The organism is Petrocella atlantisensis (assembly GCF_900538275.1).
Classification (GTDB): domain Bacteria; phylum Bacillota; class Clostridia; order Lachnospirales; family Vallitaleaceae; genus Petrocella; species Petrocella atlantisensis.
The window spans coordinates 688,461-701,774 of the sequence record NZ_LR130778.1; the positions used below are offsets into that span (position 1 = coordinate 688,461).

Here is a 13,314-nt window from a genome sequence, read left to right on the forward strand (position 1 = left end):
TAGGGTTAAATGTTAGGGCTTGAATCCTATTTGATAACAAAAAGCTGGGCTGACTCAGATTGTATTCTGAAACAGCCCAGCTCTTTTGTTTAATCATCATTATCTCTTGTATATACCATCTTCCTTAATCAAAATCTTTTCCTCTTTGTACAACCTACCTAGTGCCCTTTTAAAAGCACCTTTACTCATGTTAAATGCTTTATTAATGACATCCTTATCCGATTTATCATGGTAGGGTAGAAATCCACCTGCATCACATAATCTCAAATAAAGTCTTTCCGAGTCTGAATCCATTTGAAAATCGATTCTCTGAGCGGTTGTCAGATTCAACTTTCCGTCATCTCTCACTTTGGTAATACGTCCTTCAACCTTTTGACCGATTTTCATATTTGGTAATAGCTCATTTGATAGAATGAGGCCATAGTATTTACCTTCTACAGCTACAAAAGCACCCATATCTTCTTTAATATCATAAATCAAACCTGTGACTTGGTCGTTTTCTTTGTAAGGACTGTCACTTCGAAGAATTTTCTTTAGTTTCTGGGTGGCACAAAGCCTACCTGATTTATCTTCATATATACCTACCAATACCTTGTAACCTTTTTTGATCGGTCGTAACTGTTCACTAAATGGCATCAAAATATCTTTATCATAGCCCCATGCTAAAAAAGCGCCAAATTGATTGGTTTCAATAGCTTCTAATACCCCGATTTCACCATTACACAATAAGGGAGGCATTAATGTGCCTTGTAACTTCTTCTTCTGGTCCAAATAGCAATAGACCTCTATCTCATCACCTAACTCGTATACTTTTTCATCTCCGGCACGTTCTAATTCTTGATTTGACAGTACTATACTATTAATGAGATCATCGGAATTCTCATTGATAAATATACCAAGCGGTGTCTTCTTTACGACGTATAATGTCTGTTTTTTTCCTAATTCAATCATGGTCCACCTATTCCTCTAATAATTTCTTCAATTTTCTTAACGATTACCTGCAATCGTGCTAGTAACATATACACTTAATATAACAGTATTTTTTATATTCCACAAGATAAACCTTACCCTTTCTTCCTACATAAGGTCTAAGTAGCGCTTTCCATAGAATAAAAAAAACACCGACTTCATAGCCGGTGTTGCACAATATCTTATCATGCTAGCATTAAAAAGGGGGCTTCTATTCCTAGAATAGAAAATGAAAAAATATTTATCATCAAATATTTTGATACTCAAAGTATATATGACCTTTTAAAGCTTGTCAATAGCCCATCCCCCACTAATTACTTTTTGTCATATTTCACAAATCGCCTTAACCTATGTTTTTTTCGTGTAACGCCATTGACAGTTAGATTAGAGGTTGGTACAATATGTAGTGTATCAGTTTCTTGTTAACTACTATATATTGTAAATGAGGTGTACAGCTATGATAAAAGTATTAAAGCGTAACGGTACCGTTACAGCTTTTATTCCTGAGAAAATATCTACAGCCATCAAGCTCTCTATGGCTGAAACGAAAGATAGCGTTGATGAAATATTAGCGGCTTCAATAAGCGAACGTGTGGAAGAAAGCTTAGAGAAGATGCAAAGTCCTGTATCTGTTGAAGATGTACAAGATCTTGTGGAACAGTTCCTAATGGAATCAACCAGAAAAGATGCGGCAAAACGTTACATCTTATATAGATATGAACGTGACAAAACCAGAGATCAACGATCCAAGAGAATAGATGGACGCCTTTTAAGCGAGGAATTCATCAGTCGATATAAGCATCGCCCTAACCCAATGAAGCAACTTGGTAATTTTGTTTACTATAGAACCTATTCCAGATGGCTTCCCGAAGAAAAAAGAAGAGAATATTGGTGGGAAACTGTAAGAAGATCTGTTGAATATAATTGTAGCTTGGTACCAACAACCAAACGTGAAGCAGAAAAATTATATGATAATATTTTTAATTTGAGGCAATTCTTATCCGGTCGAACTTTTTGGGTTGGTGGAACTGACGTTGCCAAACACTATCCGATGGCTAATTTCAATTGTGCCTTCACCGTCATCAATAGCTTCAATGCCTATAAAGACTTGTTTTACTTATTGATGGTCGGTTCCGGCGTTGGCGTTAGAGTTCTTAAATCTGATGTGGCAAGACTGCCAAAGCTTAGAACGGATTTCGAAGTCATTCACGAAGACTATACACCTGTTCCGAAGCAGTTCCGTGAAGACAGCACAAGCCTTGACTTCTCCCACAATAATACAGTTAAAATTATTATAGGCGACAGTAAAGAAGGTTGGGTACAATCATTGGATTTCTTTATAAAAATTCTTTATTCCAATGAGTACCGTAGAATCAATACTGTGGTTATCAATTACAATAATGTTCGTCCAAAAGGAGAACTCTTAAAAACATTTGGTGGAACAGCCAGTGGACATACCAGTTTGAAAAATATGTTTACCAAAATAACCAATGTGGTACGACGACGTGGGGTTGTCCTTGGAGATGCACTTGTCAAGCTATTACCCATAGATTGTTTAGACATTGCAAATATCATAGGTGAAAACGTGGTTGTCGGTGGTGTTCGAAGAACTGCCGAAATCGTTCTGGTTGACTCGGATGATAAAGAATGTATTGAAGCTAAAAATGCGCTTTACAAACAAATTGATGGTCAATGGATTGTAGACCAAGATATCATTCACAGACAAATGAGTAACAACTCCATCTACTATCAGAGCAAACCAACAAGAGCGCAGCTTCATTGGCAAATCGAACAAATGCGTTATTCAGGTGAGCCGGGTTGGGTTAATGAAGTTGCAGGTGCCAAGCGTAGAACCAATATGAACGGCGTTAACCCTTGTGGAGAAATACTACTAGATTCTAATGGCTTGTGTAATTTAACAACGATTAATGTTTTTGCCTATGTAAACGATGATAATACTTTAGATTATGATGGTCTCATGGAAGCCCAGCGTCTATCTGCAAGGGCCGGATATAGGATGACCTGTGTAGAACTTGAGATTCCCGATTGGAATTTCATTCAAGACCGTGACAAACTTCTAGGATGCTCTTTGACCGGGTGGCAAGATATGGTAAACGCGCTTGCTTATGATCAAAAAGCTCAGGCAAAATTATTGCGTGACCTTAGATCTGTGGCTATAGATGCTGCCAATGAATATGCCAGTGATATTGGTGAAAACCCACCACTTCTTGTAACAACTGTAAAACCCGAGGGAACTTTGAGTCAGTTGCCTACAGTATCTAGTGGTGTACATTACTCTCATTCTCCTTATTATGTGAGACGGGTTAGAATTAATGCTTCAGATCCACTTGTAAAAGTGTGTGAGGAATTAGATTATCCTATTTTCCCCGAAGTAGGACAAGATATGGCAACTTGTACGACTAAGGTTATTGAATTCCCTGTAAAGGCTCCTAATGGCACAACAAAGTACGACGTGTCTGCACTAGAACAACTAGAAAACTATAAGCTCTTCATGGAAAACTACGTGGATCATAACTGCTCCATAACCATTCACGTCCGTGAACATGAGTGGGATCTCGTTGAAGAATGGGTATGGGAAAACTGGGATGATGTTGTTGCACTATCCTTTTTATCCCTAGATGATAGTTTCTACCAATTGCTCCCTTATGAGTCCATTACAGAGGAGGACTATAATGAAAGAAAAGCACAAATGAAACCTTTCATTCCTAGTCTACTTTCTAAATATGAAAAACATGAGATTGAGTTGGATCTTGGCACAGAAACTTGTGATGGCGGTGCTTGCCCTATCCGTTAATATTATCCTATAATAACACAAAAAACCGGATCATCTTAGGATGAATCCGGTTTTATAATAAAAGTATTGGTTTTATTTAGATTCTATTAGTGTCTCTACGACCTTTGCTTTTTCATCTGTTTTTAGAATCATTCTAGGTTTAGATCTAATGAGACTAAAAGTATAGAGACTTAAGCCAATCCATATCAATACAAAACTCAGTAATTGCTCCCTGGTAAAAGGTTCATCATAAACCAAAACACCTATAAGCAACATAAGTGTTGGCGCTATATACTGAAGAAAGCCTACACTTGACAAAGGTATTCTTTTAGCACCTTCTGTAAAACATAGTAACGGTACAATAGATACGATACCTGTTAAGCACATCAAAAATGTAACCCATGGTGACACTGTTATAAAATGAGCGCCACCCTTAGAACTAAGCCATAACATGTACATTATTGCGAGCGGTAAGCCCATCATCATTTCCACAAAAAGGCTGTTTAAAGTATCCAAATTTTCTTTTTTCTTATAATAACCATAGAAACCAAAGGACATAGCCACAGCAATGGATATCCATGGAAAACGACCATAGCCAAATGTCATATATAGGACACCCGCTACTGCAAAACCAACTGCTACTGTTTGCAGCCTCGTAATCTTTTCCTTAAGCAAAAGAAGTCCTAATAAAATACTGATAAGTGGGTTAATATAATAGCCAAGACTGGCTTGTACAATCTGATCCGAGCTAACAGCATAAATATATATAACCCAATTTGCCATAATTAAGAGACTGGTCATCATTAATATTCTTCTTTTATTGGATTGTTTTAAATAAGAAAGGAAAAGATGATTTCTTCTCCATATCAATACCAAGCCCATGGTTATAAATGAAAATATAATTCTCGTAGATAATACCTCAAATGGTAAAAGCATCGTTAGCTGCTTCCAATAAAAAGTCAGCAAACCCCACATAATATAAGATGAAAAAACTAAAGCATATCCCTTTATATCTAATTTATTTTCCATAAATACTGTCTCCACTTCTATTTAGTTAGGATAGTATAGCATAAAAAAAACAAATTGAATACTATTGACAAAATCATAATATCTGAATATAATAATATAAACTGTTAAAAATGGAGGTTCATATGACCACAACAATATTTTTTTATACGGCATCGATTTTACTAACGCTTTTGTCTTATTTTAGGGACAAGGAAAAAACAAAAATGGCGCTAAAAAAAGCCTATAAGGCTTTTACGAATTTACTCCCTGCCTTAATTCCGATGATACTTTTTGTTGGTATCATGTTAACATTGGTTTCTCCTGATCTTATTGGTAAACTGCTAGGTGACGAATCCGGTTTAATCGGCATCATCATTGGCGCCGTTCTTGGCTCCATCGTTTTCATGCCAAGCTTTGTAGCCTTTTCACTGGGTGAAAATTTACTTATAGGAGGCGCAGGTTACCCTCAAGTTGCTGTTTTCATCTCAACTTTGATGGCCGTTGGCATTTCCAGTTTGGCCATTGAACTCAAATACTTTAACAACAAAACCACAATACTTAGAAATGTATTTGCACTACTTGCATCTTTAATTTTTGCCGGTTTGATAGGGGTGATTCTATAATGAAAAATTTATTAATCAGACACAAATTCACATTAACTTTTCTTTTAATGATTCTTGTAATGGCTTTCGTTGAGCCCGCATATGCAAAATCCTCTTTAAACATCTCCTATGACAATCTTGTGACCATGATGGGTGTCATTCCGCCAATCTTTATCCTTATTGGATTAATGGATGTCTGGATTCCAAAAGAAACCATGATCAAATACATGGGTGATCATTCAGGATTAACAGGCTTATTTTTTTCGTTTTTGCTTGGGTCAATGGCCGCTGGCCCTTTATATGCTGCATTCCCTATAGCCGCTTTATTGTTACGCAAGGGTGCACGTTTTGCTTATGTTTTCTTCTTTTTGGGCACTTGGACGTCTGCCAAACTCCCACTTGTACTCTTTGAAATGACTTCTTTAGGTATTCAATTTACAATGATTCATATTACTTCGATGATGCTCATGTACTTGGTCGGATCTTTCTATTTGGAAAGTCTTTTAAAGCCTCATGAGAAAATAGCTATTCTTGACAAAATACATGCTATGGCTCAATAAATTTGATGTCATTACAACGATAAACCATTTTCATCAAAGTCTTTCACATAGTCAATGAAGGCTTCCGGTAAAATAGCTTTGCTAAAAAGCCAACCCTGTACTTCATCCACACCTAAGTCTTTTAATATGATTAATTGATTTCTAGTTTCGACACCTTCTATATTAATGTAATAATCTAATTTCTTTCCTAGTAAAATCATGGACTCAATGACAACGCGTTGCTCCATATTATCCAGGTCATCGATAAAAGACTTATCAATCTTAAGTTTTGATGCTTTAAGCTGTTTAATATAGGTCATCGATGAATAACCTGTGCCAAAGTCATCCAAAGAAACCCTGATTCCAAAATCATGAAGGGTTTGTACCAAATGCCGACTATGGCAAAGATCTTTAAGCGCAGCAGTTTCTGTAATCTCCACTTCTAACAAGGAAGGATCTACACCTTGATTTTGAATATTTTGATGTATGTGTTCTATGAATTCATCATCAAACTCTTTTCCTGAGACATTTAAAGACACTCTAATACTATGCCCTTGTTCTTGCCATCTCTTTACCTGACAAATCGATTCTTTTACCACCCATTTTCCGATATCATCAATAAAACCAATATCTTCTGCAAGAGGTATGAAATCATTAGGATATATAATATGTCCATCAGGATGATGCCACCTTATCAAAGCTTCACATCCATCAACCTTCATGGTCTTTAAGTTGATTTTAGGTTGATAATACAGCACCATCTCATTTAACTTAATCGCCCTTCTCAATTGCTTTTCCATCGTAATACGCTTAATAACATCAATATACAGTGTATCTTCATAATAGTATACCGTTTTATATCCACGGTTCAAAGATTCTACCAAGGCCATATTGGCTTTTTTTATAAGTTGTTTCGCATCCATTGAATGATCCGGTGCCATGGCTATACCCACACTGATTAGCACATCAATTTCCATATAATCCACTTCAATCGGTACGGACAAACGTTCAATTATACTATAAGCGCGTGTTATGGCATCTTCCTTGCAATTTGTGTTGCTTTCTAGAGCCAAAAAAGTCATTTGATCCATACCCAAGGTTTCTGAATACCCATCAAATGCTTCTCTAAGCCTTTTGGCAACTGCTTTTAACACCTCATTACCAATGTCATGGCTATAGGTGTCATTGATTAATCTAAGATTCGTTATGGCTATATCATACAAATAACTGACTTTATTTTCTTGTATTAACAAATGTTTTTGAGTATGCTCAACCATCGTACCCCGGTTGTATAAATGCGTTATAGGATCATGTGTTGCCATATATTTTAAGATATTATTTTGATCACTAAGTTCCAACTTAGTTGCCTTTAGTTTTTTTATATCCAAGTGCATTTTAAGAATAATTATTAGCAGAACAGTAAGCACCATTATAGAAACCAACACATTTGCCTTCGGCCCATTGGTCACTTCTGTTGCACCGTAGGATGTATGACCCATGGTCATAAGTACAAGTATTAACATCGTTAGAGAACATCCCTTTTCTTTCATAAATGAAACCTCATGTTACAACTTCTATAATATAGTGTTATTATTATAACATGTTTCATATTATTATGCTATGGAAAGGGACGTTCCACCCTTACGCCTACTGAATCTCTTCGCTTTTTTTATAGCCATATACCAAATAACTGGTTGTTGCTTTCATGCTAGGACGATTCAAAATGAGAGCAGCATTACTTTCACTCAATAAGTCTTGATGTTCGTAACCCATCTCTCTTAAAAGCATAATTGTCAAATAGGCCGTCGTTGGAGAATCTATATGGTCGTTATTTAAGGTAAAGAGCCTTTTATAACTTTTATTTCTAATAATTTCTTTGGTTATTCGGTCTTTTTGATTTGCATTTTCTAGGGATAAATCATGAGAAAAATCAACTGAACCAATAACAACAACATTTTTATCCCCAATGAAATCTTTTATATTTTTAACAAGGCGATCCACACCATGAATACCTCCGGTTTCGTGAACCAACAGGGTCAAAACCGGCGTATCTTCATAAAAAGCTTTTATAAAGTTCATATGGATGCCGATGCTGTGTTCACCTCTAAGCATCACCTCATCTGCCTTCATAATATTATCATTATTCATTAACTCTCCAAACAAAGGTGATGGTATAACCCGACCAAAATGGGTCATATAGGATGAACCAACGGTTTGATACCTTGGACCTTTGCCGCTATGATTAGGCCCAATAAGTATGATTAAGTCAACATCTTTCTCTAGTATTTCATAGAAATCACTAATCATCTGATGGGCTACATTATGATGCGGTACGAGTCCACCCTTAAGAGGTTCCTCATCATCAAAGTCCCTTATATTTATCTGTTTTTTATCAATAAACACTCGTGCATCTATATCATAAGCAACAACTTCAGGCGCCTTATAGGTTATAGGTGCGCTTTTTTCTAACGTACCTACAATGACAAGCAGGAGCATCCACATAAAAAATCTATTGAATAATTTCAACGCTTATCCCTTCTCCTATTGAATAATTTTGATTTTTCGTATCAAGTACGACAATTGGCTCATAACCATAATTGCCAATAGTAATCGCCCGTGCTTGGTAGGTGAGCACAAATTCATAATTGTTTAGCTTTTCTGCATTATGATGATAAGCATACGCAAAAAACTGTGAGAATCTTCCTTCATTGTTATTATATACCAGCATATTTACATCATTCGAAGAAATCTCTACATTACCGACAAATACTAAGCCAGCAGGTAAAACATCCATAACCTCAAAGCTACTTGTAGGTTGATTGACTGTAACCTTGTGCTCAACAGTTACTAAGTCACCCACTTTTATGCCCGCTTCTTCTTCAATAATTCTGGTCTCAACGCCTAGGTCTTGATGAACTTCTAGGTCTTGATAAGATCCGATATAGGTGGTTGTCATGGTCGTTTCCCCTTTAACCGGTAAAAACACTGTCTCCTTCGCTTCATCGGCGGTTAATGTCCGATGCCATACATCGTCATAACCTAGTCTTATTGTTTCTTTTTGTTTGTTTATACTTAGTTCTACAACACTCTCAAGCAAGTTGGTTGGTAAATGGGTGATATAATAAAAGCTTTCACTGGCTGTGATATAACCTTTCACTTCCAAATCTTTAATTCTCTCATATATAGAACCGGCCATTTGTTCTTGATTTAAGTCCGAATATATGGCCATTAACAGAGCGTTTTTCTTATTTTGATTCTGATCATCCGATTCAATATAGTCTATCCCAAGACTTTGACCATTTGAAGGGAAAAACGCTTCTAATGTTTGTATGGCTTCCTGATATGCGCCATAATACGTTAAAGCTTTGATACCGTAGAGCAAGGCTAAAGGCTCTTCATTGTAAGTTGGCAGCAATATTGCTGCTCTTACATCTTCTAACATCGGTTCACCAAGTAAAGCAAGACCATATAAAGCTGCCATAGAGTCAACATTGCTGGTCTTATTGCTCATCGCTTTTTGATATAATCCAAGCTTCAGTCTTTCTACTTCACTTTTTTCAATAACATCGCGCCATCCCATTTGTAACAAGTCCACGGTAGTTATAACACTCCCATCACTTGAATGGGTCGAATTATAGAGATTGTTTTCAGGCAAGTAATAATAAGGCTTCTGACTGAGCCATGTAAGATGACTAACATCAAACCCTAGATTTTTCATTTTGAGATATGCCATATAGCCTGTTGCCTTGTACTCTAGAGCATCCACATGATTATATAACCATCTTGATAACATCTCGTAACGTTCTCTAGCCATTGGGTTCATCATAGTGATGTGAACCATCTGTCCATTATGTTTAATACTTGTGCTTTCTTCTACCGTCTCTTTATGATTTAAAGACAGTTTTTGTGCACTCTTTTGGATTTGTATGTTTTTTGATAAACGATCCTTATGACCCGGTATAGACCCTTCTATCGTTATGGTGTAATTCCCCGGTATCAATGAGCCTAAGGGTAGTGAACCAACAGGCACATACATAAAATCATTTAACAAACCTTGGCCCTCATAGGACCAATCATACCCTTCTTGATTTTTGACATTCACCTTATAGCTAACCTCTGAACTTAAGGGAGCATTTTTAGATGTCGACTTTAAGGTTAATCCCAGCACATCTTTTTCTAAAAAAGTGTCTGCAAATAAAGCTGTCACAAAATAAGGTAAGGTTACATTTAGATTTTCCTTCGATACCCCTGCATACAAGTCTTGGGTAATCCCGCTTACCGTCACGCGCCATTTGGTTAGATTGTCAGGTACTTTAAAGGAGAAGTTAGCTTCACCACGCTCATTGGTTGTTCCATTATTAAAGTAAGCCGTATTTTTAAAATCAGACCGTATGCTACCATCACCACCTTCACCGCCTTCTGCACCAAAGGTTGCCTCGATAAACTTAGATGTGGCAATCGTTTCTCCTAGTATAGCCGTGTTATAATGCCACTGGTAAAGCTCGCTTCTTGGATCTTTATAATCTTCATACAATGCAAAATAAGCTTCATCCACCACGCTCATATTATAATAGCCTTCTAGTGGTCTTCCATCTCTATCCTTCATAGTGATGACGCCATGAACCGTATCTCCCGGTTTATAATTGGATTGCTCAAACTGAATATCTATCACGGCTTCTCTTTCATCTGTATCAAACTGCAAATACTTTCTAAAATTATAACCGGCATGCATATACTGACCATCAAAATATACCCCTTGAACATATACTGTAGGTATCATATCCTCTTCAAATTTCAGTGTATGAGAGGGTGTATCTGACAAATAGGTTTCGTATATACCCTCTTTAACCACGATGAAAAGCATTTGATCCTGATCATCACCTTGTATTCTTCCGTCATCCGTATTTAGAAAAATCTGAACATCTTCACCGAGACCATAGGCAGAGCTATCACTATCTAAATAAGCGTACTGATTATAAGCCAAAGTATCTCTATAAAATACATCTGCGCCGTAATAAAGTGTATCTTTGATAATACGTCCTTTTTGGTCATAGGTTACGGTTTCGACCACATAATCACGTCCATCTATTACTTGATCAAAATGGAATCCTATCTTGCCTTGAGCATCTGTTGCCAAAGAGGTTTTCATAACGACCGACTCAATACGCTTATAATTATAGCGATCGTAGGTCACTTTCATAACTTCATCATAGGACTGACCTACAAATTCCTTTTCATAATAGATTTCCTTTACTGTCACTTCAACATTCACATCACCTATAGGGTCACCCTTAAGATTTGAACCATCCCATATTTCCGGATCATACTTTTCTATATCTATTTTATGGGTATTATAGGTCATCTCAAATCCACCCTCTTCATCTTTCTCAAGATCAAGGATGGTCATCATATCTCTTGGAAGCATGGTAAAAGAGATCGGTATGGTATCATAATAATTGTCTATGGTATCAAGCCTAGCGTATAGGTTGACTCTTTCAGGATGCCATGTGGTTGTTTCCAAATAAGGGGTAAATCTTTCCTCAAAATGTCCACTTTCCGCTCCTTCGAACTGAACACTCTCAAGTCCCTCTCTCAAAATAATATTCCAGTCACTTTCTAAAGCGATTTTGGGATTTGCGTATGGTGTGCCCTCAAAGTACTGTACATCACCACTTACAACAATTTCATCCCCCATCATCATTATCTCTGCATCTATATCTGCCTTCATCGTTACTGTTGGTTTTTCAAACTGACTGATGCCAACATACACAGTTGTCAACTTCTGATCACCAATAAATACTTGCAGATCAAATCCATAACCGTAATGGTCCTCAAACTCAAAAGAGGTAAGATAGTCTCCGTTTTTTGATAGCGCAACTGTTTTTTCTTCAAGAATCTTATCGCCAATGACCCGTTTAATGGTAACCGTTTTAATATCCCTACCTTGTTTATGTTGAACAAACCCAGATAAATAAATCAAGTCTGTAGGTAAATAGACGGACCTATCTGTATATGCATAATACCAATAATCTTCAGAAAATTGCTTCTCATAAGTACCCGTACGTAAGGGCATTAATAAAGGCTGTGCTTCCTTCGTCTTTATTTTCACCATCTTAAATGCATTTTGAGGTGCTTTATAAGGTATAACACTTAATCCTGCCCCATTCGTCGAACCAATTGAAGCATCATCTATGGTAATGACACTGTCAAGCGCATTAGAACCGGTGCTTTGTAGCCACACCAACAGTTGGTCGTTGTCTGCCATCAAGTAACCATTATACTCTGTCACTTGAAACAACTTACCACCTATCTTATCACCTTTTTCAAACAGTAAATAATAATAACCCCTACTTAAATTCTCACCTAAAGTGACATAGCCTTGATAATAATCATAAACATCATATCTACCGCCTATCGATATGGGTGTCTCTGTAATTTCCTTGTTGGTTTCGAGATAGTCGTATGCCTTTATTGGGTCCATCCCATTTAGGCTTATCGCTGTCACAGCATTTTTAATTGGGTATGCCATAATAGATATGGATTCACCTTCTTTATACAGATCACTATAAGCTTTAAAGCTTTGAAGACCATCCGGATTCAGATATAGTAAATCCTCATTCTGAAAACTGATAAGCTGTTGATTTGATTGTACGCTGTAATCTGTTGTAAATGTCGTTTCAAAAGACTCAAGTGTCTCCTCGTTATGCACATAGCCATCCTCTATGGTTAAGGTATATTTCGTATTAGGCTCAAGATTCACTTTCGGAATGAATCTATAGACATTATTAAAAACCTCCACGCGTCCTTCTGCCTGTGGTGTTAATTTTATATAGTCTTCTACAGAAGCCTCTATATCCTTAGAAAAATAAATTTCTATGAGTGTGTTGGTCGGTACATATTCTTTATCTTCGGCAGGATATACTGCACTTACGGCTAATATCTTATGGGTTTGGAACGCAAAACCAAAAGGCGTCTCACCTTGGTCATAAACCATACTGACGATTTCTCCGGCATCTAGTGGTGCATCAAAGGCTAATTTAAAAGTTAAATCCTGCTCATTGATCTCTGAAATGGTAAACGCTTTATCCGGTTTCACTTTTAGGACCTGCTTTAGCGTATCAGCATTTATAACACCTTCGATTTGAATCTCAAAAGGACTGTTTACAGATATGCCTTGTTCCGATGCTTCAACGGCTTTTACCTCCATAGCATCAATGCGATAATTTTCCGTCACCTCTGTAACTTCCTGATGAGGTGCATCAATGGGTTTTCTTCCATACACAAACCAGTAGGCAATGCCACCAATCACCAGAACTGCCAACAACCCTGTTATCAATCCTAATTTATTATCCTTAATCCATTTTTTTGTACCCATTTTACCACTCCTCACCTAAGCTCAATA

8 protein-coding genes are annotated in these 13,314 nt (G+C 36.9%); 3 read left to right on the plus strand and 5 right to left on the minus strand.

What is annotated here, in order from left to right; all coding sequences use genetic code 11:
* Positions 1-99: 99 nt before the first annotated feature.
* Positions 100-951: a CvfB family protein gene (locus tag PATL70BA_RS03250; protein WP_125136036.1), complete on the minus strand. Its 852-nt coding sequence runs from the start codon at positions 949-951 to the stop codon at positions 100-102.
* 475 nt (positions 952-1,426) lie between these two features.
* Between PATL70BA_RS03250 and nrdJ the strand changes: the two genes are divergently transcribed.
* Positions 1,427-3,784 (plus strand): ribonucleoside-triphosphate reductase, adenosylcobalamin-dependent, encoded by a 2,358-nt coding sequence (gene nrdJ, locus PATL70BA_RS03255; protein WP_125136037.1) that lies wholly within the window; start codon positions 1,427-1,429, stop codon positions 3,782-3,784.
* Positions 3,785-3,856: 72 nt separating this feature from the next.
* Here the strand turns inward: nrdJ and rarD are convergent, their stop codons facing one another.
* Positions 3,857-4,792: an EamA family transporter RarD gene (rarD, locus tag PATL70BA_RS03260; RefSeq protein ID WP_125136038.1), complete on the minus strand. Its 936-nt coding sequence runs from the start codon at positions 4,790-4,792 to the stop codon at positions 3,857-3,859.
* A 122-nt stretch (positions 4,793-4,914) separates the two neighbouring features.
* On the opposite strand from rarD, the gene PATL70BA_RS03265 reads away from it, so the two are divergent.
* Both PATL70BA_RS03265 and PATL70BA_RS03270 read left to right on the plus strand, forming a co-directional pair.
* A complete protein-coding gene (locus PATL70BA_RS03265; RefSeq protein WP_125136039.1) occupies positions 4,915-5,394 on the plus strand; it encodes a permease in 480 nt (159 codons plus the stop codon).
* On the plus strand, positions 5,394-5,933 hold the full coding sequence (locus tag PATL70BA_RS03270; RefSeq protein ID WP_125136040.1) for a permease: 540 nt from the start codon (positions 5,394-5,396) through the stop codon (positions 5,931-5,933). The genes PATL70BA_RS03265 and PATL70BA_RS03270 overlap by 1 nt, the downstream gene beginning before the upstream one ends.
* 11 nt (positions 5,934-5,944) lie before the next feature.
* Here the strand turns inward: PATL70BA_RS03270 and PATL70BA_RS03275 are convergent, their stop codons facing one another.
* From PATL70BA_RS03275 to PATL70BA_RS03285, 3 genes are all read right to left on the minus strand, one after another.
* Positions 5,945-7,462 carry a putative bifunctional diguanylate cyclase/phosphodiesterase gene (locus PATL70BA_RS03275; protein ID WP_125136041.1) on the minus strand — a complete coding sequence of 506 codons (1,518 nt, stop codon included), beginning with the start codon at positions 7,460-7,462 and terminating at the stop codon, positions 5,945-5,947.
* 97 nt (positions 7,463-7,559) lie between these two features.
* The gene (amrB, locus tag PATL70BA_RS03280) at positions 7,560-8,438 is read right to left on the minus strand and encodes an AmmeMemoRadiSam system protein B (RefSeq protein ID WP_125136042.1); all 879 of its coding nucleotides are present in this window, start codon (positions 8,436-8,438) and stop codon (positions 7,560-7,562) included.
* On the minus strand, positions 8,422-13,287 hold the full coding sequence (locus tag PATL70BA_RS03285; RefSeq protein ID WP_125136043.1) for an Ig-like domain-containing alpha-2-macroglobulin family protein: 4,866 nt from the start codon (positions 13,285-13,287) through the stop codon (positions 8,422-8,424). Before PATL70BA_RS03285 ends, amrB begins: the two co-directional genes overlap by 17 nt.
* Positions 13,288-13,314 lie beyond the last annotated feature (27 nt).

Bases quoted from the DNA above. Each gene is read 5' to 3' on its own strand.
- PATL70BA_RS03250 (WP_125136036.1), bottom strand. From the start codon at position 951: ATGATTGAATTAGGAAAAAAACAGACATTATACGTCGTAAAGAAGACA.
- nrdJ (WP_125136037.1), top strand. From the start codon at position 1,427: ATGATAAAAGTATTAAAGCGTAACGGTACCGTTACAGCTTTTATTCCT.
- rarD (WP_125136038.1), bottom strand. From the start codon at position 4,792: ATGGAAAATAAATTAGATATAAAGGGATATGCTTTAGTTTTTTCATCT.
- PATL70BA_RS03265 (WP_125136039.1), top strand. From the start codon at position 4,915: ATGACCACAACAATATTTTTTTATACGGCATCGATTTTACTAACGCTT.
- PATL70BA_RS03270 (WP_125136040.1), top strand. From the start codon at position 5,394: ATGAAAAATTTATTAATCAGACACAAATTCACATTAACTTTTCTTTTA.
- PATL70BA_RS03275 (WP_125136041.1), bottom strand. From the start codon at position 7,462: ATGAAAGAAAAGGGATGTTCTCTAACGATGTTAATACTTGTACTTATG.
- PATL70BA_RS03285 (WP_125136043.1), bottom strand. From the start codon at position 13,287: ATGGGTACAAAAAAATGGATTAAGGATAATAAATTAGGATTGATAACA.